24 protein-coding genes are annotated in these 24,665 nt (G+C 47.1%); 4 read left to right on the plus strand and 20 right to left on the minus strand.

Translation table 11 applies throughout. The features are described from left to right. Positions 1 to 165: 165 nt before the first annotated feature. The 3 genes from OM95_RS05480 to OM95_RS05490 form a co-directional block, all read right to left on the minus strand. A complete protein-coding gene (locus OM95_RS05480; protein ID WP_041871485.1) occupies positions 166 to 753 on the minus strand; it encodes a hypothetical protein in 588 nt (195 codons plus the stop codon). 103 nt (positions 754 to 856) lie between these two features. Beyond that, the gene (locus OM95_RS05485; protein ID WP_041871177.1) at positions 857 to 3,154 is read right to left on the minus strand and encodes a hybrid sensor histidine kinase/response regulator; all 2,298 of its coding nucleotides are present in this window, start codon (positions 3,152 to 3,154) and stop codon (positions 857 to 859) included. Positions 3,155 to 3,171: 17 nt separating this feature from the next. Beyond that, positions 3,172 to 4,971, minus strand: a complete 1,800-nt coding sequence (locus OM95_RS05490) for a hypothetical protein (protein WP_291515608.1) — start codon at positions 4,969 to 4,971, stop codon at positions 3,172 to 3,174. 225 nt (positions 4,972 to 5,196) lie between these two features. Here OM95_RS05490 and OM95_RS05495 point away from each other — a divergent pair, with 225 nt between their 5' ends. After that, complete coding sequence (locus OM95_RS05495; RefSeq protein ID WP_041871180.1) at positions 5,197 to 5,580, plus strand: hypothetical protein; 384 nt, start codon at positions 5,197 to 5,199, stop codon at positions 5,578 to 5,580. Between the two features lie 342 nt (positions 5,581 to 5,922). Here the strand turns inward: OM95_RS05495 and rpsI are convergent, their stop codons facing one another. The 4 genes from rpsI to OM95_RS05515 all read right to left on the minus strand — a co-directional run bounded on the left by rpsI (position 5,923) and on the right by OM95_RS05515 (position 8,403). Further along, on the minus strand, positions 5,923 to 6,321 hold the full coding sequence (rpsI, locus tag OM95_RS05500; protein ID WP_041871182.1) for a 30S ribosomal protein S9: 399 nt from the start codon (positions 6,319 to 6,321) through the stop codon (positions 5,923 to 5,925). A 13-nt stretch (positions 6,322 to 6,334) separates the two neighbouring features. Then, on the minus strand, positions 6,335 to 6,775 hold the full coding sequence (gene rplM / locus OM95_RS05505) for a 50S ribosomal protein L13 (RefSeq protein WP_041871184.1): 441 nt from the start codon (positions 6,773 to 6,775) through the stop codon (positions 6,335 to 6,337). 111 nt (positions 6,776 to 6,886) lie between these two features. After that, the gene (gene truA / locus OM95_RS05510; protein ID WP_041871187.1) at positions 6,887 to 7,675 is read right to left on the minus strand and encodes a tRNA pseudouridine(38-40) synthase TruA; all 789 of its coding nucleotides are present in this window, start codon (positions 7,673 to 7,675) and stop codon (positions 6,887 to 6,889) included. An 83-nt stretch (positions 7,676 to 7,758) separates the two neighbouring features. Next, positions 7,759 to 8,403 (minus strand): L,D-transpeptidase family protein, encoded by a 645-nt coding sequence (locus tag OM95_RS05515; RefSeq protein WP_291515609.1) that lies wholly within the window; start codon positions 8,401 to 8,403, stop codon positions 7,759 to 7,761. Between the two features lie 213 nt (positions 8,404 to 8,616). Here OM95_RS05515 and OM95_RS05520 point away from each other — a divergent pair, with 213 nt between their 5' ends. Next, positions 8,617 to 8,874 carry a hypothetical protein gene (locus OM95_RS05520; RefSeq protein ID WP_041871189.1) on the plus strand — a complete coding sequence of 86 codons (258 nt, stop codon included), beginning with the start codon at positions 8,617 to 8,619 and terminating at the stop codon, positions 8,872 to 8,874. Here the strand turns inward: OM95_RS05520 and OM95_RS05525 are convergent. From OM95_RS05525 to OM95_RS05550, 6 genes are all read right to left on the minus strand, one after another. Next, positions 8,868 to 9,944 carry a hypothetical protein gene (locus OM95_RS05525; protein ID WP_041871191.1) on the minus strand — a complete coding sequence of 359 codons (1,077 nt, stop codon included), beginning with the start codon at positions 9,942 to 9,944 and terminating at the stop codon, positions 8,868 to 8,870. The two genes, OM95_RS05520 and OM95_RS05525, sit on opposite strands and share 7 nt — an antisense overlap. Beyond that, positions 9,941 to 11,269, minus strand: a complete 1,329-nt coding sequence (locus tag OM95_RS05530) for a CFI-box-CTERM domain-containing protein (protein WP_291515610.1) — start codon at positions 11,267 to 11,269, stop codon at positions 9,941 to 9,943. The genes OM95_RS05525 and OM95_RS05530 overlap by 4 nt, the downstream gene beginning before the upstream one ends. Positions 11,270 to 11,378: 109 nt before the next feature. Beyond that, on the minus strand, positions 11,379 to 12,386 hold the full coding sequence (locus tag OM95_RS05535) for an aspartate-semialdehyde dehydrogenase (protein WP_041871193.1): 1,008 nt from the start codon (positions 12,384 to 12,386) through the stop codon (positions 11,379 to 11,381). Beyond that, complete coding sequence (pssA, locus tag OM95_RS05540; protein ID WP_041871196.1) at positions 12,370 to 13,224, minus strand: CDP-diacylglycerol--serine O-phosphatidyltransferase; 855 nt, start codon at positions 13,222 to 13,224, stop codon at positions 12,370 to 12,372. The genes OM95_RS05535 and pssA overlap by 17 nt, the downstream gene beginning before the upstream one ends. A 37-nt stretch (positions 13,225 to 13,261) precedes the next feature. Beyond that, the gene (locus OM95_RS05545) at positions 13,262 to 13,849 is read right to left on the minus strand and encodes a hypothetical protein (RefSeq protein ID WP_291515611.1); all 588 of its coding nucleotides are present in this window, start codon (positions 13,847 to 13,849) and stop codon (positions 13,262 to 13,264) included. Positions 13,850 to 14,075: 226 nt separating this feature from the next. After that, complete coding sequence (locus OM95_RS05550; protein ID WP_041871199.1) at positions 14,076 to 14,582, minus strand: hypothetical protein; 507 nt, start codon at positions 14,580 to 14,582, stop codon at positions 14,076 to 14,078. Between the two features lie 136 nt (positions 14,583 to 14,718). Here OM95_RS05550 and OM95_RS05555 point away from each other — a divergent pair, with 136 nt between their 5' ends. Beyond that, complete coding sequence (locus OM95_RS05555) at positions 14,719 to 15,816, plus strand: immunoglobulin domain-containing protein (RefSeq protein ID WP_291515612.1); 1,098 nt, start codon at positions 14,719 to 14,721, stop codon at positions 15,814 to 15,816. 42 nt (positions 15,817 to 15,858) lie between these two features. On the opposite strand, the gene OM95_RS05560 is transcribed toward OM95_RS05555, so the two are convergent. Further along, a complete protein-coding gene (locus OM95_RS05560) occupies positions 15,859 to 16,266 on the minus strand; it encodes a biopolymer transporter ExbD (RefSeq protein WP_041871201.1) in 408 nt (135 codons plus the stop codon). Between the two features lie 3 nt (positions 16,267 to 16,269). Next, on the minus strand, positions 16,270 to 16,899 hold the full coding sequence (locus OM95_RS05565; RefSeq protein ID WP_041871204.1) for a MotA/TolQ/ExbB proton channel family protein: 630 nt from the start codon (positions 16,897 to 16,899) through the stop codon (positions 16,270 to 16,272). Between the two features lie 76 nt (positions 16,900 to 16,975). Here OM95_RS05565 and OM95_RS05570 point away from each other — a divergent pair, with 76 nt between their 5' ends. Beyond that, positions 16,976 to 18,787 carry a sulfatase-like hydrolase/transferase gene (locus tag OM95_RS05570; protein WP_291515613.1) on the plus strand — a complete coding sequence of 604 codons (1,812 nt, stop codon included), beginning with the start codon at positions 16,976 to 16,978 and terminating at the stop codon, positions 18,785 to 18,787. On the opposite strand, the gene OM95_RS05575 is transcribed toward OM95_RS05570, so the two are convergent. The 5 genes from OM95_RS05575 to OM95_RS05595 are packed head-to-tail and all read right to left on the minus strand — an operon-like array spanning position 18,788 to position 24,665. Continuing rightward, the gene (locus tag OM95_RS05575) at positions 18,788 to 19,474 is read right to left on the minus strand and encodes a hypothetical protein (protein ID WP_041871206.1); all 687 of its coding nucleotides are present in this window, start codon (positions 19,472 to 19,474) and stop codon (positions 18,788 to 18,790) included. It abuts the gene before it with no gap. Beyond that, complete coding sequence (locus OM95_RS05580) at positions 19,474 to 21,510, minus strand: FHA domain-containing protein (RefSeq protein WP_041871209.1); 2,037 nt, start codon at positions 21,508 to 21,510, stop codon at positions 19,474 to 19,476. Before OM95_RS05580 ends, OM95_RS05575 begins: the two co-directional genes overlap by 1 nt. Then, complete coding sequence (locus OM95_RS05585) at positions 21,510 to 22,658, minus strand: FHA domain-containing protein (protein ID WP_041871211.1); 1,149 nt, start codon at positions 22,656 to 22,658, stop codon at positions 21,510 to 21,512. The genes OM95_RS05580 and OM95_RS05585 overlap by 1 nt, the downstream gene beginning before the upstream one ends. Beyond that, positions 22,658 to 24,328 (minus strand): FHA domain-containing protein, encoded by a 1,671-nt coding sequence (locus OM95_RS05590; RefSeq protein ID WP_041871212.1) that lies wholly within the window; start codon positions 24,326 to 24,328, stop codon positions 22,658 to 22,660. The genes OM95_RS05585 and OM95_RS05590 overlap by 1 nt, the downstream gene beginning before the upstream one ends. Then, positions 24,315 to 24,665, minus strand: coding sequence for a DUF192 domain-containing protein (locus tag OM95_RS05595; RefSeq protein WP_291515614.1), 351 nt, complete (start codon positions 24,663 to 24,665; stop codon positions 24,315 to 24,317). Before OM95_RS05595 ends, OM95_RS05590 begins: the two co-directional genes overlap by 14 nt.

Below are 24,665 nucleotides of genomic sequence, written 5' to 3' on the forward strand. Positions count from 1 at the left end.
GGCAGGATTTTCGTTCTCGCATTTGCGGATTGTGAGAAAGAACTGCCCGAATGCACTCTGTGTGAGAAAATAGATCACCAAGGACAAGACTGATGCGAGAATAGCGAAACACAAGGCGACGGGCCTTATGCTTACGCTTGGTTGAATTTGACTTTAAAGAATTCCTTACTCACAGTTCATTTCCGACCAATGCAGTCGGAGGTGAGCGACGTAGGCTTGGAAAACATCCGTCAAAGCGCCGCAAAGATCTTTACGTCCTTTGCCGCAGGAGTCTCGTTCTTCGCCAAGTTTGACCCGCTCTTCATTGACATAAAGAGCTGCATACCAAGGTTTGTAGCGCATGGAGCAAATCTGATCATCATCTTGGGTTTGCGCTTCACATATACTGGAACCACTTAGAATAGTTTTCAACTCTTCCAAATTGCCCGCGCTTAAACAACGATTTTCTAATACGGCATTAGCGTCGTCCACCAACTGAATAGAACCCGACTCAGTTGAAATCACCAAGCGATAAGGAGTCGCCTCAATGGCTTTCGAGGAAAAAGAAGTTTCGCCGTCGGCGATGTTGGGAATTTCAATATAAGTAACAGCTTTCGGAGCGGAGGCATTGCCATCTTCGACGATTTGTGGAGGCATATTGATCGAAACGTCATTGGACGCTAAATCCCCTTGCCCTTGCAACGAGCTTTGGCTGCAATTTTGGAATCCCAAAACGAGACACAGTATCCCGATGAGTGCCAAACCTCTTTTCACAAATCCCCCCTTTTTCCCCGTCTCGTAATGAATACAGGCAAGATTCATTCCGACCCCAGGCCTTTGTAATATCGGGATAAGGTGTTAGAAACTTAACGCTGTCTTAGGAGTTCACAGGGGACGTTTCTTCCTTGGAGACACAGTACTTTTGCACGAGCTCTATCACCGTTTGCTTGCGAACAGGCTTACCCGCGTGGTTGTCGGCACCAGCCGCCAGACTCTTCTCGATATCTTCCGCAAAACTGTTTGCAGATACAACAATCACGGGTGTTCTTCTTCGTCCTTCAATACGCTCTAGGTCACGCAGCTTGCGGATCGTATCAAGACCTGACATCTCAGGCATCTGGACGTCCATAAAGATCAAATCATATCTATTGCGTTCCCACTTTTCTAGGCACTCATATCCGGTAAAAGCAGAGTCAGCATGAATATTATCGAGCTTGCGAATGTAAGCTTTAAGAAGGGTGTGATTTTCTTCCATATCATCGACGATTAGAATACGAAAAACACTGTCTGTTTCTGTCTTCGGAACTTCTTTAGGCAGTGCCGAACTCATTTTTGTCGTCCATCTGACATTCCAAGCTTCTGCCTGACGACTTTGCATCTGGACCGAAAAGTAGAACCGTGACCCCAAGAAGCGTTCGCTTTCGCAATGAAGTTCTCCGCCCATCTCATTCACTATTTTCTTGGAAATACTTAGACCAAGCCCAGTTCCACCAAAGCGACGAGTCACAGACGAGTCTTCCTGCCCAAATTCATCAAATATTTTTTTCAAATTTTCTTTCGCAATGCCTACGCCCGTGTCTTTCACCTCAAAAAGAAAATATTCCGATTGCGGATCTTTGCCCGGATACGGCTGCACCGTGAGTTCAATACTACCCCGATCCGTGAATTTCACGGCATTACCTAAAAGATTCATTAGAACCTGTTTTAAGCGCAATGAATCGCCAATGATCCAACGATCCTGTTCAGGTCCATGAAAGTAGAATTGCAAGCCCTTCCTAAAGACCGATGTGGAGACAAGCGCTTCCACCTCTCGCACCAGATCACTCAGCAAAAATTCTCTCTTTTCCAACTGCATACGACCGGATTCAAATTTTGAAAAATCCAGAATGTTATTGAGCATACTAAGAAGGGTCTCGCCGGAACTTTGCAAAGATCTTAGAAGTTCATTTTGTTCTAACGTCAAAGATGTTTCTGCCAAAAGTTCGGACGAGCCCAACATCGAGTTCAGCGGCGTGCGAATTTCATGGCTCATAGTGGATAGAAACAGAGACTTGATTTTAGTTGCCGCTTCCGCCTTATCCCGCGATTCCCGAAGCTCTTTCAAAACAGCTTTGTCCTGATTAACCACATACTTACCTGTCAACCATACCGTCAGGGTTAACAAAAAATACGCGGCAAGAGTCACGAATCCAAAGAAAAACATTCGAAAGTATAAGCCCGCATAGGCTTCAGACTTTTCCTGAAAAATAACCATGTGCCAAGGCCGCCCCTTGATGGGCTTCGCATAAGTGATATAGGTCTTGCCATCAGCACCTGAAAAGTCCTGCAGCTTTGCCCCTTGAATATTGAAGAACTTCTGCGAGAGCGCCGGCATTTTTTTAAATTCATCACGAGTGAATGCGCGCAAATATGTATAATCGATTAACGGCAAATCGCGGGCAATCAACGGCAAAACCGGTCGTCCGTGGTTATCTACGATGATGACACCACCGGTCTCTCCCATGCGAAAAGCTCCCAAACGGTGAGCGATATCTCCGGCTAAAGTATCTATCCCAACAACGGCCATCAGTTTACCGTCTTTGTAGGTTCCCGTGGTCGTGCTGAACATCACCTTTTCCATGTAACCCTTGTCGAAATAAAAATCGGAAAAGTTGATACCCATGTTTTTTTCATTCATGTGCCACCATTGCATATCAGGATCAGTGTTGTAGCCAGGAGCTAAAAACTCCTCATGAATAAAATACTGCGGATCATTGTAGCGGGTGTTGGCAAAAAGCGAATAGTCTCGCAATACCACGTAAACATATGAACTTTTTCCGAAATACTTCTTCGCAAGATCCGGTCCCAAAGCAAAATAGGCATTAAACTGAGTTGAGTGAGGGGCAATTGTCAATGCAGCGAAGTTGCGAAACTTTTCCACGCGCAAAGAAGCAGGCATCACTTCGAAAAGATCGACGATACTTTTAAGCCGTAACACATTAGCTTCAAGACTGGCGATCTCATTGTTGGTTCTTTCAACTTCGCGGCTTAGCGATGGTTCCATTCGTTCGCGAATCGAGCGTTGCTCAGAAATAAACAAATGAGTTCCATAAACACCGATCACTAGCAACAAGACTAGAGTCGTTGCCAGCTGATTTAACAGAAATATATGCACAAGAGTCAGCGTTTTCTTCATACACCTTTATGGAACTCTTAAAAGTTGATGCCCAAACCTACGGTTCCATAGAAAGTTGTTAGCTTAGCGCCACTGCCATCGGACTTTTTCTCGAAATAGTAGTTTTTAAGACCAAACCCGGCTTCGCCAAAAAAGCTCGGCGTCCACAGAACCTTGCCATGGAAATTTAGAACATAGTCATCACCCAAAGTGATGTCACTGTCTGTGGAAGAAATATATTTTACGAACTCCATATCCACCCATTTGGGGTAGTTCATAAATGGAATTTTGCTGAACCAGTTATCTATGGACTTCGGCATAGACCGCGCCCAGAAAAGACCGATTCCTAGTTTTGGCACATTGGCATCTCCCAGGGCCATAGCTTCATAAGCGACAATCGCACCCAAGGTTTCGTCTTTTTCCCAAAGACCCGGCGTAAAACGATAGCGCAAATCTGCCTCTGCCACTTTCAAATCAACATTTTCACTTGCACCTGACTCATCCGACGCAGGCAACTGGGTCAAGGACGTGAAGTACCGGGCGCTCATTCCCCATCTTTGTTTGGAAAGCCAATAGTTTTGTGAACTAAAAATATCATTGAACCACCAAGAAACGTGGCCTTCCCCCAGCATAACGAAGTCTCCATTGCTGGTAACCACGCCGGTTAAACGCAAGCTTGCTTCACCCGCACCGGCTCTATAAATCTCAAGATAAGATCGATGTGACCGTTTTTCACCTGGAATATCAAGATAGACGGTATTATTGGCAAACTTCTGAGGAGCCACAAATTCCCAGGTCTGAAGATTGCCGACACCATCACGGACCTGCATCTGATCCTGGGCTTTATAAGTGCCCTTGATGGCTCTTTCAGAAATAAATCGGCGATCTTGACGACGTGGAGGATTTTGAATTTCAAGCTCATAGCTAAAAACGCCACCAGACTTTCCGGGGATCACCAGACGTGCTTTCTTGGCGGGATATTCCGCCTCCCACAAATCTTGGTTCTCGGCGATGGTGCTTTGAAAACCCAAAATTTGCGTGATTTTCCCGTAGTCGTTACCAGAGATAATCTTGGCTTCGGTCTTCAGAGGTTTTGGCAATTCACCCGTGATAATAACATGATCCTTCTTTTCCGACTCGATCAGGTCTTTCACCAAAGGCACGATGGGCTCAGAAACAAATTCATAAGTGGCACTGGTTTTCAGTGTCGCCAAAAACTGCACCGGAAGACCCACGGCAACTTCCTCGCCACCTTTTAGCTTTTTTTCATCATTTTGAAAAATCACACGTGGCGTGGTCGCGGATTTCGCAAGACCTAAACTAACTTCCGAGTCTTTGATTTCGACGGCATAAGTTTGAGTACACATGCCCGAATAACCACGACCTACTTCAGAACGAATGCAGAAATGAAATTTTTCGCCGTTTTTCCACTGAGGACCATCTGATCCACGCACACCCTTGAATGACCAAACACCCTGGCCTTTCACAGGTTTCTTCCACAATTCTTTCCCCTGCTCGTTGATCACAGAGACTTCTCCGCCTGGTACAAGTTCCGTATCCCATGCAAAGCTTAAAGTGTCTTGCTCAATCTTGGCGGTGAATGATTTGTTGTTGAAAACAACACCATTGATATCAAGCTCTTCGCCTTGAGATTTCTGTAAATCAAAATCTACCCGGGGGCTTTTGACCTTAAGTTCCTGATCAACAACAGAGAAAAAAAGAGGTCTGTTATATTCAGATTCATTCTTTTCGGCAGCCGGCGTAGGGGAAACTTCTTGAGCTAAGACAAAATGTGAAAGTCCCAGGTTGCAAATCAATGATGCAATAATCAGTTTCACGAAACGTCCCTTTTTGTGAAATTGCTGTCGATTGTCCTAAGAATAAACTAATTAGGCCTCCCAGAAACATTAAATCCTCGGCACCTCAGACCTTGTGCCAGATGCCCGTGGTCACTTTTGCTGGGGTGGATCAACAAACCGTCCACAAATAGTGCGTTGCATTTGCATTGCCTGCCATGGCTGCGTGAAATAGCCTGCCAAGCGCAATCAACCTTAGGAGGGTTTATGAAAAAGCTTATCGTAGCTGCTTTGGTTCTTATGGGTTCTTCTGCAATGGCAGACACTGTTTTGAATTGTGCTGTTCCTGAAAGCCAATTTGTTTCTTTGAACATCGATCTAGCAGATGATCAATCTGTTGATTTCGTCACTGTTTCTTTGAGCGAGAAAACGAAACAATCGATTTTCTTCTCGCAAATGGACAAAGGCACTGTTGTCGAGCAAATGAACAACGGTTTCTTGCAACTTCTAGCTTTGACTGACAAGTCTGCTCAAGAAGACGGCGTCATCAAAAACACAGGTTTCCTAGCTCTTGGTAAAGAAGCTAATGGTTCTTTCGGTGGTTTCCTTGCTGCTAACGGCAATATCTACCCACTTTCTTGCACTAAGTAATTAGAGCAGAAAAAGGAAGGTTCTAAAGGCACCGAAAGGTGCCTTTTTTATTTGCGAATGGTCTAGTTCGAAAAGTTGAATCAGGATTGAAGTCTTTCCCTGATTCACTACCGCCACCGTGGCGGCAAGCGATTGCGTCAGAATACAAGTGGATTTCACCATCGTCCGAAAACAAAGCCTGCAATCTCTATTTTTGAATCACAAAAGCATGAATTCCGAATTCGGCAGCGGACGCATGGGCAAAAGCCCTGCTCGGCAAATCCGTCACGCCAACGACACTGCCGAAAGCAAAAAAAAAGGGAGCTGAAACAGCTCCCTTTTTCGTCCGAAAACTCGCAACGATTAACGTTTAGAGTATTGGAATCTACGACGAGCGCCGGCTTTACCGTATTTTTTACGCTCAACCATACGAGGATCACGCATAACGAATCCAGCTTTCTTAAGAGTTCCTTTGAACTCTGCATTGAAAGCGATCAACGCGCGAGTGATACCCAAACGGATTGCACCAGCTTGTCCAGACTCACCACCACCAGAAACAGTGATTTTAGCGTCGAACTTGCCAAGTTGGCCCAATAGATCAAGAGGCTGTACGATCACCATGCGTGATTGCATACGGCTCAAATAATCATCAGATTTTTTTCCGTTGATTGTGATGTTGCCTTTACCAGGCTTCAAGAAAACGCGCGCAGAGCTCGTTTTTCTTCTTCCAGTTGCATAATAGAATTTATCTGCTGCTGCCATTGTCTATCTCCAATTACTTCTTAGAAGGAAGTGTGTAAAGAGCTGGCTTTTGAGCAGCATGAGGATGCTCAGCACCAGTGTATGCCTTCATTTTCATGATAACTTGGCGAGAAAGCTTGTTTGTAGGAAGCATTCCGCGAACAGCTTCGTGAATGATGAAAGTTGAATCTTTCTCTTTCGCTTGAGCTGCAGTCATCTCTTTCAAAGAACCGAAGAAACGAGAGTGACGGTAGTATTTTTTGTCATCCCATTTTGTTCCAGAAAGTTCCATTTTGTCCGTGTTGATAACGACAACGAAGTCGCCAGTATCAACGTTAGGAGTGAAAATAGGTTTATTCTTTCCACGAAGAATGTTTGCAACAGTTGTCGCTACACGACCGACCTTTTGGTCAGCGGCATCAACGATCCACCATTTTCTTTCAACTTCATCTGCTTTTGCATTGAAAGTTTTCATTAAGGGTCTCCAGTTTCATATTGAACGTGTCAGTTTTACCGTCTGCACATTCGGCAAAAAATGTTTGAGTTTAACAACGGGCTCTTACACTATTTTGCGGGAAGGGATGTTTTAAAGTTCTATACACCCATTGTCAAGGTCCTGGGGATAATAAACCTTCATTAAATAAAGGCCTTCCGCAGGGGCTGGGGGACCAGCTTGGCGACGGTCTTTCAGACTTAAAATACGTTCCATTTCCAGTGGTTCCAGGTGTTTACGCTCCAGCATAAGAGACGTTCCCACGATGTTTCGTACCATCTGCTTTAGAAACCCACTGCCAGTCACCGTGAACTGAAGGACGTCGGGACGGCGCCATTCCCAATCAGCCTGATAGATCTCGCGAACCGTGTCCTGAACCGGAGTCCCCACCGATTGAAAGCTCTTAAAGTCATGATTTCCCAAAAGAAATTCAGAACTCGAGATCAAATGATGAATATCGATGGGCCGACGCTCCCAAGCCATATACCGACTTAAATGAGCGCTAGGTCGCGGTCGGTTTAAAAGAAGATAGCGATAAGTCTTGTGAGTTGCCGACAACGTCGCATGGAATTCCTGGGGCGCAATCCAGGCCTTTTTGACCACGATGGAGGCTGGAAGTTGAGAATTCAGGGCCCAGCAAAGGTCCCACTTCTTAGCCGGATCGATCTTGCGATGCGTAGAAAAGTGGCAGACTTGGTTCAGAGCATGAACCCCCGCATCCGTGCGTCCAGATGCAAAAAGGGTGATCTTTTCAGCAAAAACCTTTTCCAGGGCCTTTTCAATAACATGGGCCACGGAAATCTGATCTTCTTGCTTTTGCTTCTGCCAGCCGCAGAATCCCGTGCCATCGTAGGCCACGGTGAATTTCACTTTCGTCAACATGGTCGCAAAGTACCAGCTTCGGTTCTTTGCGACAAGGCTATGTTTTTATAGGTGCCAATTCTGAATTTTTTTAAAGGTGCGACTTATTTATCGTCTGATTGAGCCGGGTCTTCGGGTTGCGATGGCTTCTGCGGTTTCGGAGTCATCTTACAAATCTCAATGGCCGTTCCCTGCTGAACGAGATTGTAGATTTCATAAATTTCCTGGTCGGTCACCGCGATACAGCCCGCGGTCCAATTGCTTGGATGGATGATCCCTACGAATCTATTGAAATCTGGACGTGCCTTCGCATTTGGAAAGCCGTGAATCATGATATCTCCACCCGCCGACTTCCCTTTTGACTTAGCATATTCAACATCTTGTTTATTGGGATAAGATACATGCAAAGAAAGATAGTACGCACTTTTCGGATTCTTCCCGTCGATGTAGTAAAGGCCTTCGGGTGTTTTGCTGTCGCCCTCGAATTGTTTGTGTCCTTCCGGAACAAGTCCGAATGCCACCTGATAAGTTTTAACTACAACGTCTTTGCTAAGAAGATAAAGTTCTTTGCGGTCCTTGCTGACAAGAATACGGTCGATCTTGTTCTTCTTATCCAAACCAAAACGTTTGAATTGGTCTGAATTCAAGCGTGGAAAGTTATCAACCCGCTGGATGTCATCACAGTAACGAGTTTGAGCGAAAGACAACGAAGTAAGAAAAAGTCCGGCAAATAGAATTAGTTTTTTCATAGCGGAATTGATAGCACAGACCTGGCAAAACCTCTAAAAATTAATGGCGTAATTCATGGAACAGGTACTAATACATTCAGCACGAATTTAAATGGACTTCGCGGTGTCTAGACTGTAGTCACCTCTGTTCTCTTTTCACGGTGTATTGACCGTCCTGAAGGAACGTCGTACTCCATGCCATCTTTTTAAAGAACCTGAATCAAGGAGTAATTCATGAAATCATTAATCGTAGGTCTGTTACTAGTCGTTTCTTCCGCAGCAATGGCCCAAGAAGATCTCATTAGCTATCGCGAAGACGACTTCCAAGTTGATGTTCTTAGCTGGTGTGACGGCAACAATGTTATGGGGCAAAATTCAAAAGGCGAAGTTGAGCTTCGTTACAACTGTTCAGAGCAAGGTTTGAAATGCAAATCCGGCTCTTATCACCGCCTACATCGCACTATGCACTTCGCTTCTTGCCAACTTCAGTAGTCCACAGTGATTCCGGCACCAGCGATGCCGGAAGTAAACTCCAGATCTTCGTTGAAGGTCTGGAGATATCGATAGTCCAAAGACACCCACAAGTTGGCGATGCCGTATTCGGACTTCAAAGTAAATGCAGTTTCCCGATCCATCGCTGAAATATTAATTAGCATCCCAACGGCTCCGTAAGCACCAGGTGTTCCCACCGCGGATGGCGTTGCCCCGTCATCGCGGAATTCAGCGACACCGATGTAAGTGCCACCGCCAGAAACATAAGGAGCAAACCATTGACGATCCATCCACTCCAACCGGTAGACTAAACCCAAATTTAAAGGAACAGCTAAAAAGGTGTAACTTTCTTTAGCTTCCTGTCCGGCCAGATCCCCTTCAATAAATCGCCCTTTACCATTAGCGATCATAAAGCCAAATCCCGCCTGGATACCGAACTTTCCGTAGCCATTGAAAGGTTGCCATTCATAATCAAACATAAAAAGAGGCTGCGAAGAGCCGGAATACATCGTATCGAAACTTGTAGTTCCATCGGCGGAAATAATTCGCGGTGGGTCGATCAAACCCAAGCGGAAACTTCCGGTATGATTGTATTCACCCGTATCTTTAGTTCGATAAATGTAAGATCCGTCTTTGGTGATCGCCATCAAGCCATTGGCGGCCTGAGGATGTTCAATATATTCCACCCCGCCACGAGCCGAGCGTCGCAAGACCTTCGGCTTTTGCAGAGGACTTGATGGTTTCACATCCACGACCGGCACGGGCGTGGGGGTGACTGCGGGTTCCTCTGCGATCACGGGCTCTTCATCTTCGATGGACAGTTCTTCCTCGATATTCTTATTGGGATCGGTTTCTTCATTCAGATTGACGGCTTCTTTTTTGGGCGGCTGAAGATTTGTTTCCGGCGTCGCATTTTGAATTTCGTCTTCGATACTAAGAGCTTCCGAATCAAATTCCGTTTCCTCTTGAATATAAGGAGGTTCTTGAGGAGCCGATTCGGCTTCTTGCGCTCGTGCCGTATGAAAAGAAACAACAGCCAAAAGTGCGACGAAATATTTCGACCAAGTCACAGCTCACCTCGGAACCGGCGAGCTACAAGCAGATGGCGATAAAGTCCGTATATTGCCAGCACACCGAAAGAAAGAAGGGCAAAGGCCGTCCAGAATCCCAAAGCAACACTGGCACGGGCAAAAAGAAGTAAAGGCCACAAGCCAACTCGAACTGCGGCTTTAGCCACTTCACTTTCAGCGATCAGATTGGCGTAGTATGGACTGTGCTTATAGTAGAATTTTACAAAGGCCTTTCCCCAAGCGTTGGGCAAAAGATATTTGTTACGAAATTCACGGAAGCTTTCCACTTCAGGGGCCATTTGACTGCCGAAAGCCGCCGTAGCGATGAAACAACTTTTATCATCCAACAACCCAACGACCGCGGCGGGAGTTCCGCAAAGTTCTGAAGCCGTAACCGGTGAACCTGGGGTTCCCGGAATGGGAGTGAAAAAAGAGATATTACCCGTCATGTCCATATTTGCCATGACCATGCAGTAGCGCTGACCATTGAGCAATCCATCAACACGATCGTCTACGATAGGTGGATCGGCCGAACGATTTACTGGGAGTTCAAACATCGCAGACGCATTGCTGATACTTGAAATCGTGGTGTTGTCGTCTGTGACAAAAGGCTCATAAAAGAACACAACCGAACGATATTCCACCCCGGGAGCGGGAGACGCCGGATACCCCGCAGAGTAAACCAGATTTTCTACATATAGTTTTTCATCTCCCGGGAAAACATTGAAGTGACAGAAACCCTGATTTTCCGCTACTTCAGCTGAGTTACAATCCGTATAAAAAGTGTCAGAGGCATCAGCTTCTGTAACACGCACATTCAGTCGAAACGTCGCTGAATCCGTGGTTGCGGAACCGCCAGAGGAAGTATTGATCCCCACGACAAGATCTTTATTGAAGTTACTAGTACAGTTGCCAGCACCGGCCGCCTGGCAGATTTCAGACCAGGTGGCCTGAAAAGTCAGAACACCGCTATCGAAAGTCCAAGGCAGCGTCGAACTCACATCGGTATCGCCGAGCTTTGCATAGACCGTTCCTGTGGTGTTCGTCGAGGTCATCTGGATGACTAGGCGAAGATTTGGATAAGCGCTGGTTTTATTGCACGAAAAAATCTTCCCACCGGCAGATGTTCCCGTGCAGCTGTCACAAGTAAACGCGCCATCACCCGTACAAGGTGTCGCCGGATTGAATCCCGCATAGATAATCGGCTTCGCGGGGTCGGAAAGATCACGGTTAGAGTCGCCAGAAATAGAGTTCAAAGTCATGGTCGCATGACTGCTCAAAGAAAAAAGAAAAATGCTGGCTGCCGTGAATACAGAAAGCTTCATTCTTTTAATCGAACCATGCGAAGGTCGAGATGTCAAAAAAAGCTCAAACCCACGACCTTCGTCGAATCCGCAGCCTCGATAAAAAAAAGCGGGGATTTCCCGCCTTTTTTTAGCTGAAGAAGATCTGTTCAGCTATTTGAATCCCGTTGAGGGCGGCACCCTTCCGGATGTTGTCGGAAACAACCCACATCAACCACATTTTTGGATTTTCGGGGTCACGGTGGACTCGACCGACGTAAACCGGGTCCTTACCAGAGACATCGCGGGCCAACGGATAAACACCTTTTTTAGGGTCATCCTGAAGAACGATACCTTTGAACTCTGAAAGCGTCGCCATCATATGGTCGCGACTGACTTCCTTGTTTAAGGTCACCCAAACAGATTCGCTATGAGCATTCAGTGCAGGAATACGCACCGTAAACGCGGACACTTTCAGTTTATCCTGCCCCAGAATCTTGCGGGTTTCGTTCATAATCTTCACTTCTTCGCTGCAATACCCATCGTCATTAAAGGAGCCAATTTGCGGAATGCAGTTAAAGAGAATGGTATGAGGAAAAGTTTTTGGCTGAGGATCGTTTTTATGATTGGAGGTTTGCTCCATCAACTCATCATAACCACCCTGACCAGCGCCACTGACTGCCTGATAAGTGCTCACGCGAACTTCTTCCAGGCCAAATTTATCCAAAAGAGGTTTCAGAGCGACAACCAACTGAATCGTCGAACAATTCGGATTTGCGATAATTTGCGGCTTAGATTCTTTAGATACCAGATGACCGTTCACTTCCGGAACTACCAAAACAGTGTTTGGGTCCATACGAAATGCAGCAGAGTTATCGACAGCGAAAGCTCCTGCTTGCACGGCTTTGGGAGCCCACTCTTTAGAAATGTCGTCACCGGAGGAAAAGAACACCAAATCAAGACCATCAAAGCAGCCTTCTTTAAGAACTTGCACTGGCCAAGATGCCCCCTGCAAGTCGATTTTTTTTCCTAACGAGTTCTCAGATGCGAAAGGGCGCAGTTCCTCAATTGGAAAACGGCGCTCTTCAAGAATATTCATGAATGTCTGGCCGACCATTCCGGTCGCGCCAACAACACCAACTTTAAGTTTTCTTTTCATCTTTCTTCGCCTCTTCTTCCTCTTCTTCGAGGACTAAGTCGCTCTCATGCACTTGCGCGGGAGCATACACACTAGGCTTGATCTTACGAATGTTCTTTCCCAACTTGAAGACACCAAAAACGGCGCCCAAAGCGGCATAACCCATGAAAAGCACGAACAACATGACTTCCGGGCGAAGAGCGACGATCACTAAAACACCGACACCTAGGATAAGGTAACGGAATGGAAGACGCTCTTTAAGATCCAAATCCTTAAAGCTACGGAAGCGGAAGTTACTAACCATTACAAGAGCCAAAAGAATCGTCATGATCAAAAGACCATAGTTGCCCAATGGTTCCAGCTCCAAGTCTTGGAACGCTAGAACTGAAGACGCCACGATACCCGCCGCCATAGGGATTGGTAAACCTTGGAAATAGTTTTTTTCAACAACATTGGCTTGAACATTAAAGCGGGCCAAACGAAGGGCTCCGCAGGCCACAAAAAGGAAACAAGCAACCCAGCCTAAGCGTCCGAAAGGCTGAAGCGCCCATAAGAACAACAAAACACCCGGAGCCATACCAAAACTGACAAGGTCGCACAGTGAATCGTATTCAGCTCCAAACTTACTTGTAGAGCGAGTCAAACGAGCCAAGCGCCCATCCAACTGGTCAAAAACAGCGGCGACGACAATTGCATAAGCGGCGTAAAGATAATTTCCCTTGATAGATTGGATCACTGCGAAGAAACCAGAGAACAAGTTTCCTGTGGTCATCAAGTTAGGAAGAATATAAATGTACATTGCCAAGCGCTGTGCTCTGGCATCTTCGGAATCAATTTTTTCTAGATGAGTATCTACCATTGTCGTCTCCCGCCATGTGGTCCATGGCAGGGAAACATTATCCTACAGTGGCAAAAAATCCAAAGAAATAAAACAGGATGGTGAGGCCAACGGCACTCATCACGGGCAGGGTCAGATTGTCATCAAGCTTACCGATAGGAATCAGTTCTGCGAATGCACCAACAAGTCCGGCGAACAAACTCACCACAACGATGCGATCCATTAAATAATTGTGATACAGCAAATAGAAAAAGGTCAAAGCCGCACAAACAAAGAAGGCCGCCATAAAACCTTGTATCGATTTGTGCCCGAAAATTTTATCTTTGCCGTAAAGAATTCCAAAGTAACTTGCGATAGGATCTGCGAAAGCCAAGAACAACAAAGTCAAAGCCACGATGGGACGAGGAAACAAAATATCCACAAGAAGAACACCGGAAAGTAAAAAAGTCGTTCCCGCTAATTTTTTTACTTCACTTTGTCGCATGATGGGCTTGAAGGCATGCACAGCCCAATCGTTCAAAGCGGGTTTTCTCTGACGCAAAAAATCGAAGGGGACAAAGAGCATCCATGCGACCGCAAGAATGGTCATGGACACAGCTGGCGGAAGATAAACATAGGCCAGGAACATCACGAAGACTCCCGACATATGCCAAATTTTTCGAGCATAATGAATGTCCGAACGCTTTTTTAAATCCACTGGCTGTAAAAACCCTTCAAGTAACATCAATTTATCCCACGTTTGACGCCCGCAAGGAAGGCCTTGAGTGTGCCAAATTTGCAACGCCGGCGGCTACCTTAAAGGCTGCGGAACGGAAGATCAATTTAATTGATCCTACTCTAGCCGATCGCATTAAGATATTGATTTATTTATGTTAAATCTTAGACGAGTGGACTCGAAGGACCTCTTCAACAGGTTTTCCAGAGCGTTCACGATAACGAATCGCGATTTCATTATCACCATTCTGAAGCTGAATAAGGTCCGTTTGATATTTGTCAATGCCGCTACTAAAAATAGAGGCCGTGTAGCCATTGCTCTTGTTAATAATTTCAAGATCACCATCTTTAACATTTTTAAGACAGTTTTTGCCCTGAAGTTGCACATACCCACCAGTGACATTTACTTTCGCGGTGGCCCGTTTTGCACAATTCAAATCATAATGTGCTAACTGGGACAAAGCCGGCTGCACAGAAACGGCCGCAGCTTGGGGAACACTGGCGGGTTGACGCTGCGAAAGATTTTGCGTGGAAGACACCTCTCCGAACTCCGTTTTTACAGCTTCATTGCCGGTCAGAGTAAAAAACGTTGGAATGCCCAAAAGCACGACAAGAAAGGACGTAATAATCAGGAAATGAGTGTCTGTTGGCTGACTCTTAAACATAATATCCTGATCGGATAACTATTCCCGGACTTTAGCCGTATCAAAATGAGAATCTAAACAGAAAGACCGGGCGTTTCCTCAAGTTTTTCCACATTTCATCCGTATTTAAGTCTAGTCACTTTCGGGGGAATGTTTGATGAACACGCGTATTCTCAAAAAGATCCGCAAATTTCGCGTATTCTCTGGTCTTTTGATCATGTCCCTCACAGTTCTTTCATTCCAGAACTGTGCCCCTGCTCCTATGGAAGAAAAAACCGAAGGCTCTACTTCTAGTTCTTCGACCAGCAAAGATTCGACCTCTATTTGGAATTCTCGTCCTTCAAGCGGTGGGAATAATGGCGTCTCTATTGGCGGCGGCAGTGGCGGTTCTTCCGGAAGCGGTGGTTCGGTGGGAGTGGGTTCTGGATCTGGCGGCAACTCCGGATCTGGCGGCGGCAGCATCGGTGTCGGTGGTGGCGGCGCTTCAGGCAGCGGTTCTGGGGGCGGCGTCGGCACGGGAGGCGGAGGAACACCCAGCCAAACAGGTTTTCGAATTGCAAAACAACCCGAGGGAGTCACGGTCGTCGAAGGTGGCGACATCAATCTTGAAGTCGTCGCTACCGGTGGTGTGCAACCCTACACTTATCAATGGTACAAAGACAGCAAAGCGATGACCGGTGTTTGGGGTACTTATAGTTTTATTAGCGATAGTGCCACCAGCTATACCAAAGAAGGCACCTACTACGTCGTCGTCAAAGATGCTTCAGGCAAAAGCGTGCAGAGTGTTTTAGCGCGCGTTTCAATTACCGAACCCGCGGTTGGTTGCACGGCCGGCTCTTACTTTACCTTTACAGAGGCATCCTATGATGCGGCTTATGGATATTTTCCAGAATACTTCGATGGACCGCGCGGAAAATTTCTGCTTCATTCCAGCTACGACACTTTGAATTTCCTTTACAACAATCGAAGCTTCACAAAACTTTCCGACTATAACGTCCCGTCAACATTGTCGTACCTGCAACAGACATTTGTCTCTTGCCGCACAACGATTCCTCGCATTCACTCACCCCAACCCAACCCTTCGTATCAGTATGAATGGGGTGTCGATCGTTATGCTGACAATGGTTACTGGAACTATCATGGCCGTATTACTTTTGAATGTCGTAATAAGAAATTGAAATTGGTCTCAAATACCTGCCAATGGGTTCAAGACCCGAACTACAATAGTGGTGGTGGCGGCGGAGGCGGGAACTAAAAAGATTTGAAATTAAAAAGGGCTCTTTGTAGAGCCCTTTTTCTATTTTTTATCGATACTGATCGCAAACTTCTTCACACCGGAACCCTTGACGATATCAAGAACTCCGACCACTTTTCCGTGCGGAACATCTTTATCCGCAGAAATAATGGCTTGCACATCGGCATTCTTCGCCACTTCCTCTTGCGCTTTGGCTTGCACCTCAGCCTCACTGACAAAAGATCCGTTAAGATTAATTCTGCCGTCGGCGGTCAAGGCAATATTCAATTTGCTAGGAGCCGTTTGGTCTCCGCTAGCAGCCTTAGGCAGATTCACGTTGATCGTGGGCTTCATAAACATCGGGGCTGTCACCATAAAGATGATCAGAACCACCAAGATGATATCCACGAGCGGAACGACGTTGATATCCGCTATGGCTTCGTTATCATTTCCACCGTCTTTGAATGCCATGGTTTAAACACCTTTTTTCTTAGCATAAGCAAGGCAAAGCTCTTTAACACTTTCTAAGTTCTGGAAAATGCCTTTCACTTGTTTGCTATAATAATTGTAGAAGGCTACTGCGGGGATCGCGACGAAAAGACCTGCGGCTGTTGCGACAAGGGCCATGGAAATACCCGCCATCACCGTCTGTTGTCCCGCTTCCGGAGTTGTTGCCAAATCGTTAAAGGCTTTCATGATACCCAAAACCGTACCGAAAAGACCGATGTAAGGCGCATTGGAACCGACAGTCGCAAGGAAACCCAGGAATTTTTCCAACTCTGGACGCTCCGTCAAAGCGAAAGTGTTAAAGATTTCTTCCAAACCTTTACTGCCCGCTTCGCGCATGTGCTTCAAGGCATAACCCGCCGCTCGACCCTCGATAGAATTAGGATCTTTTGCCAAATCTTCGACATCATCAAGACTGTTGCTTTGCAAAGCCAGCTTGATACGCGCGCGCACTCGCTGCGACTCCGCCGCGACTTTCTTCAAAGCGAAATAGCGTTCCAAAATCATCCCGATGCTAAGCACACTGAGCACAAGCAAGATCCATAAAACGACCTGATCGGCCAGATGAGCTACTGTAAATATTTTTTCTGTGAGCACGGTGATTTCCTCCAAATCTTTGACTGCGCAAAATTATTGATCCATTATCTCTAAAACCATTACTTCTGGTCAAGGTATGCAGAAAGTCATTTTAACTCTTCTTCTCTCACTCCTGAGCTTGGTCCAGCTTTCTTGCAAGGCGAATGACAAAAACTCCGTTTTAGTCATCGCGGTTGATGAGCTGACGACAAGTGACGTCTTATGCAGCCAGGAAGAGGCTGAACGATCCGGTTTTCAATTGCTTTGCAATGAATCCGTTCGCTTCACTCACGCTTTTTCGCCCTCGACCCTGTCGGTTCCTGCCATGGCGTCCTTGTTGACCGGCCTTTATCCTTATCAGCACAAAGTTCGACACAATGGTCGCCCAGGTCTAGCTCCCGAGTTAGAGCTGGCTTCGGAGCTTGCTCTGCAACAGGACTATCGTACAAGCTTTTTTTCCGGCGGCGCCCCGGTGTTTCGCCGATCGGGATTGAATCAAGGGTTTGAACTCTTCGAGGACAACCTTGTGCCCACCTTCTCTAGTTTGTTTCGCCCCTTCAAAAAGAATGCGGACGCCTTTATGCAGTGGCTGCATCAGGATGTGGGGCCTGATTCTTTCTTCAGCGTATTTTACGTTCCCGATCTGATCTTCACAACGACTGTGACAATGACAGATCTCGGGGAAACCCGAAACTTAAGCTTTGAAAGCCAACTTGATGAACTTGATGAAAGCCTTTATGAACTCTTCCAGAGTCTTAAAGCCGCGAATCGCTGGGACAACACGACCGTAGTTCTTGTTGGACTTAATGGACACACGACGAGCGAACGATACAAGGAGCTTTCTCCTTTAAACTTACACGGCGAAAACACCCAGGTCGCGCTATTTATAAAACCCTCTCAAAAAAGAAAACGCGATCTCGCCATTCACTGGAAAGTGGATCAGAATGTCTCTTTGGTTGACGTCGGTCGCACTCTTTTTGAACTTCTTGGTGAAAGCATTATCGACAACGATGCGGCCTCCTTTCCCGCCCTTTCTTTACAAGGAGCATTGAAAAGCCCTAATGTGACCTGGGCCGAGGACAGACCGCTTTTAATTGAGTCGGGTTGGGCCTTTTGGCGTAAGGCGGGACCGATTCGCAGCGCGGGGATCTCGCACCATGTTCTTTATATCAATGATGAAAGTCCGCTGCTTTACAATACGCTGGTCGATCGCTTTGAAGTGAATCCCCTGCCTTTGTTGCAGGAAAGTATTTTACCGACGACCCAGAAGCTGCAAAATTTGCTTAGCAAAAATCAGTTCCCGGCATTTCCTCCAATTCAATCCGAATGGACAAAGAAGCTAAGCCTGCCTTTTTCGCGCTGGATGCGTCCGGATCAAGAGGCGGATCTGCTACGGGATCTCAAACGTCTTTTGGCGCAACAACCCCAAAGTTTAGATCTGTTGAACTGGACGGCGCAAATAGCCTTAAATCAAAGGGATTGGGAAACGCTCAAAAATCTGGGAACTAAGAACAAGATCTCGGTATGGCAGTACGTCGCCGAAAAAAACCTAAATAGTAAAACCGCCAAAGTCACTGACAGCTGCTTTCCTTTGTTAACCGTGGCGACTATCGAAACAGAACAACTGAAAAACTGCACGGATCCGCTCTTTCTGGAACTGGTTGACTGGCTTCGCGCAGAGGCGCGTGGGTTTTCCCGGGATGCGCAAAGAAAACGCTTTGAACGTTCATTCAGAAATTACATGTTGGATCAACAGATTCAGCGGGCCAATATTGCCGCCGGTTTGATTTGGGACACGTCACGGGAAAATATCTTTGCTCCCTCACGAACAGAATTCGCGCTCAGCCTTCCTGAATACGCGCGCGTGCGAGCACAAGCCTATAAGGCCATCCAAACTGACGAATACTAATTAGACATCAAGTTTGATCAGCCCCAACCAAAAAGGAGCTTCAGGATCTTCTTGAATCATTTTTGTCGTGACTGCCCCAAGTTCTGCGGGTTCAGCCTGAGAAGTCCACAGCGACGTCGCAATCGAGGTGCTTGCCAAAAGAACCAGACGATCCCCGTCGTTCACGAGGGTGTGGCCACATTGAATGGAACACGTCGGTTCTAGCCCCAAAAGTTGGGCTGGCAGCGGTGGTAATTTTTCGTCTGGTTCGACGCACTCACTGGATAAGTCCAACCCTATAGACAAGGGCTGAAGACTTTTGTTTTTTCGCTGAATTAAAAGACTGGGGCAACCCACCTGAGCCCACGCGATTTGCGAGCCGCGACGGAACAGGGCAAGAATTTCCACCCCTGAAAAATACTCCATCTTGTTTTCGCCACGATAAAGAATGTCATTGGCAATCAAGATACCGGTTCTGACGTAATTGACTTCGTCTGTCAGGCAACTCAGGAACTCAAACGGCGACGTCACTTCGACGTCGGATTTAGCTGCACTGACATACTTAACGACTTCATCCAAAGCCCTTTGCGCATGTTCTGGCTGCCCCCAAGAAGTGGCAATGACGATCAACGAGCCATCCTCTTCCTGATGTACCAGGGGTTTGGGGCGAAGGATCTTTGTGCTGTAGGATCTTTCTTGCAGCTTCACTAAAGAGCTCCGTATTTCTTCAATTTGATGTAAGCTTTTTTATAATATTCCCCATCGGGAATATCGAGCTCCAGAATTTTTCGCCACTTGTCTTTTGCGCCCGCCTTGGATTCTCCACCATCAACGTTACCAAAACTTTCCTCAAGAATTCCCTCTTGATAAATCGTCATCATCTGCTTACGCAGCTCCGTAGTATAACGTTCGATCTTTTCGGGAAGGTCTGGGTTCGTCGGGTCCATCACGCGAGCTTTACGCAATGACAAGATGGCGCCTTTTATGTTCTGGGCCTGATAATACTTTTCCGCCTCGCTTTGTAACGTTGCCGTCTTGGAGTTCATCATTTGTCGGATCGAAGCGATGTTTCTTTTCGCCTGTCCCTTAAACCCGTTGGGGTCCGGCAAGGACGATGCAATGACACGCTCGTAAGCGGCAATGGCATCCAAAGGTTTTCCTTTTTTGTGAACATTCTCAGCGCTCGTATAAATAGCGCGCAGCTTGGACACCTGCGTCTGATAGGCCATTCTTTCGGCAGCCTTCGCATCCCTTTGGGTCGTGATACTTTCCACCTGCATTTTCAAATCCACGATTTTAGGATGTTCGGGATTGAATTGCATAACATCACTTAAACACTCCTCCATCTCTGGCAGAGTGATATCCGGATTGACCTTCTTCTGGCATTCCGCCGCGACTTTTTGAATTTTCTCTTCTGTCTCTATCTTCGCTTTTTCAATCTGTTCTTGGCGACGTTGTTGCTCTTGAATAAAGATCGCTTCTTTTGAAAGACGTTCGATCTCGCGAATGTCTTCATAATCCGGCACCAGTTCTTGAATCTTGACGATTTCATCCTGCGCTAACTGATATTTCCCCTGCATATACAGATTCTTGGCGTCTTTATAGCGCTGACGAACCAGAGCCTGCTTCTCGGGGGGAAGTTTGTTGAATATCTCAAGCGGAGATCCAGGCAAACTTATAGCGCCCGGTTGAGGCGCCGGAGGTTTCGCAGAGTTGTCGCCGCTAAAGAAGTACGCCAAAGCCAGCAAGGCCACTGCGCCCGCGATGATTTTTGGGCGATTTTTCTGGAAATCAAACTTTCCAGGTGCTGGAGTGGGAGCTGGCATCGGCGCCCCAGGATACTGCATCGGCGGCTGATACGGCATAGGCGCCATAGCACCCTGATAAGGCATCAACTCATGGTGTTGCTGCTGATACTCCATCGGCAAGGCCTCGCTCCCCACCTGCACCAATGGATTTGGCGGCGGAACATTGACAAGCTCAAGACGACTTTGAAAACCGGCATCATGCAACTCGAAATACAAATAATTCGTCAGAACACTGATCGCGTCCCCAGAACGAATGGGCGTAGGCTCGCTGGAAGAAATCGGATTTCCATTCAGCAAAGTGCCATTGACGCTGCCCAGATCAATAATCACATATTGAGAACCCGCGCGGCGAATTTCAAACTGACGTCGACTGACTCGTTGGTCACGAATTTGAATATGACAAGAAGATTCCCGTCCAGCGACCCATGACTCGCCAGCATCAAGACGAATCAGCTCTTTCGCTTCATTGTTTTGGCCATCCATGATTTTGATGTAGGCCACTTGTGGAGCCACACCAATCACAGTCTTTTCTTCGCTGCCGCCAAACCCATCCGAACTTTCTCCGGGAACGGCTGGTAGATTCGCAGAAGTGCCACTGTATTCGGGCGCCGGTGGCGCGACGGATTCATCCGATGTGGCCGATGCAGTTGCCATATACTCAAATTCATAAGGAGAAATCACAAATTGACTGCCGTGATCTAAAGTGAACTGTTGAGTTTGTTCCCCATTGTAAGTCACATCTCCATAGCGGGAGATGACGTCCACGGTCCATGCACCATTGACGAAAGACACCTTAAAGTGTTCGCGAGAAATACCCTTTTCGGGTTGCAGAACAATATCACAGTCTTCTTTACGACCGGCGATGTACGTGCGGTCTTCAGCAAGCTGGATATCATAAACTGGTTTGCCTCGAAGGCGGACTTTAAGGCGGGCCATTAGAATCTACCCTCCAAGTTTAAAGTACACTCTTCATAGAACTGCTTGGCTTCCTTAAAGGAAGGATCGTCTTTACGATTTTGCAGCATCGTCATCACATTTTGATAATTGGATTGGCACATCCGCCAATTCTTCTTCTCTCTGTAACGATTGCCCTGAATCATATTAAATTTAACCAACTCATCAAACTTGATCTTAGATAAATGATAATAGCGTTTTGCCAACTCGTTGTCAGGGTCCAGATTAAGAACGACCTGAAAGGCTTCTCGAGCACGGGCGTACTGACCTTGCTGAAAGTCTCGGAAGCCCTTGATAAAGTTTTCTTGCGCTCGACGGTACTGAATAGAATCATACTTCTCTTTTTTTATCGTTAAAAGCTCTTGGGAACGCTTTTCCGCATCCATCACGTCCTGCATGCTGATCGAACTGGTGCGAATAGCATTCGGATCTTTTTTTCCCTTATTGCCAGAGGACGAAAAGAACCACCATCCCACCAACGCAACTATGGCAATGATGCCATAAAAGCGAACTTTAGGATTCGCTAACGGCCCTCCGCCCGCAGCGCGAGGCCCAGAACCTGGCATCGGGCCAGCCCCAGGAGGCGGCGGTTGATAACCGCCATAGCCCATGGGTTGCGCCGGTGGCATTCCCTGCGCAGGCATCGTCGGCAAACCCTGACCGTAAGGCATACTGGAATTTGCGGTCGGCATCGGGCGCGGCGGCATTTGCGGCTTCGGTATCTGCGCAGTCGGAGCCGGTGCTGGCGTTAAAATCGACGCTGTCGGTGACGCCAACGGCGCCGATTGTGAAACCGACGGCGGCAGTTCCGCTTGAAAGCGAATTTCTGTATCACCAATCTGAATCACCGAATCATTGTTAATGATTTCGGACTGAATGCTTTGGCCATTGACCAAAACAAAATTTTTCTGACTTAGATTGACGATCACAAACTCGTGACCCGAGCGTTGCTTGATCTCTGCGTGTTGTCGACTGGTGCGCGGATCACTGGAAAGAACGATGTCGTTTTCAGGACCGCGACCGATTGTGACGGACCCCTTTGCAAAGGTGGACTTCAACCCCGCATGGGGACCTTTCGTCACTTCAATACTGAATTTCAAAGCATCTTTCACTTGAGGGGCCGCGCTCATTACGAACCTCCCTCAGTTGGTGAAACTGTGACGATGTAATAGTCTATCTCTTGACCACTGGAACACATTGCCTGACAGCTTAAAATACACAGATGCCCGCTGAACTCAAGTTGATCAGTGTGAATGGCGCGTGGATTTTCCCGCGTGCGCGCCAAAAGACCATCAAGATTCTGCTGAAGAGCCGCATCGGGAATTGTATTAAACATTTGCCCCTGAAGCTGCGCCACTTCCGCATGCGCCACCTGAGCAAAAGAGGCACTGCATGCGATAATTCGACCTTCTCGTGAAATGGCGATGGAAGGAAAGCCAATCAACTGAACCAGATTTTCCGCCTCACCATCTTTATTCATGAAACCCGCAGCCCCCGGCCCCCCACTGTCAGATTCACCGTGAATATAGCGAGTCAGAAGACTGTTGATGTTGCCAATCAATGCCTGAAGTGCAGGGAATTGAAAATTCACTTCGGTATTGTCTTTCTTCTCTCTCATGGCTGTATCTAATTGCGCATTTAAAGTAACAATCGGATATTCAATCAGCTTGTACATGAAGAAATAAATAAGCAATCCCACCAGCGACGCGATCACCAAAGTTTGCATGAACAGACTGATGGCCCTGCCGTCATCGAAAGCCAGACTTCCAATATCATAAAGAACGATGGCATGGGCTTTTACCGCCTGTTCCCCGGTGTTGGGATCAAACAATCCAATCGGAAAACTGGCGCCAATTGTGGACGAGTCCACTTCCACCGATTGTGGTCGCATTTCTGTGCGTGCCTTATGCACAAAGGGTAAATCCGGTGTCGTTCCCGCCCGGGTCGCCGGCGCCAGAATCATCCCATCAGATTGCTGAACAATAAGAACTTGCTTCACGCCATCTTCGGCTTCCGCTGCATTCGTACTTAAAGACGAATAACTGTTTTGCAAAAGAGCCGCTTGATTGATCGTGGCCAACGTACGCGCTATGGAAGCCGCCCGACGCTTACTTTCACTCACGATGCTAGCCCGGGTGATTGCCACCATCGGAATCATCGATAACAAAGTCGTCGAAAAAATAAATAGAGCCACGAAACCCAGTAAGACCAGTTTCAACTCGAGGAACTGTGGCAGCTTGTAAACACCAGGCAAAGCCACACGATCTAAATAGTCATTGACCTTATCCAACAACCCTTTGAATCCGCCTTGTTGGTAAGCGGGCGCCGGTGCTGGGCCGGGAGCGGCTCCAGGCATTGCGCCCATGGGTTGAGGCATTCCGTGAGGCATTCCCATCTGTTGTGGCAGGCCCATTTGTTGTGGCATTTGCGGCGCGGCTCCTCCTCCGTAATAAGGCATCGGCGCAGGAACACCCTGACCTGCCTGAGAACGAGGTGCCTGTGGTCGCGCCTCCGGAGCCGGAATAACATCCACCAAAATATCGTGAATACCCAGCTTATCACCCAATCTCATGATACCGTTTTGAATACGAATACCATTAAGATAAGTTCCGTTACTGGATTTCAAATCTGTGATAACAATTTTTTCTTTAAAGACGGCAACTTCAGTGTGCTCCTTAGAAACACCGGGCGACACCAACTTAATGTCACATTGTGGAGCACGGCCGATGAGGTTTTTCCCCATCTTCAGCTCCACAATCTGTCCTGCCTGAGGGCCGGTTAAAATTCTAAGCGCCCACATAAAGTTGATCTCCCACACTGACTTTCGTTTTGCTGACAGTGCCCGCTGCCATTTCGATCACCGAGCTGGCTCCCCACACAGGAAATACCAGGCGCCCGGGTCGAACATCTTCGTAGATGGCTTTCACCTTCAGGTTTTTATCCACGAAAACACAATCAATCGGAAACTGCATAAAGAACGTGTGAATACTATTGCACCGAAGAATCCATAAAGCTTCTTCGCCAGGCAACGAAGCACGTCCTAAAAGTCCCTTACCACGTGACCAAAAAGTTTTAGCGACTTTCAGATCCGGAATTAAAGTTTGATTTGTCGTTTTGTTAATCAAAGCTGCCATCAT

Origin of the sequence: Bdellovibrio sp. ArHS (assembly GCF_000786105.1) — a bacterium.
Classification (GTDB): domain Bacteria; phylum Bdellovibrionota; class Bdellovibrionia; order Bdellovibrionales; family Bdellovibrionaceae; genus Bdellovibrio.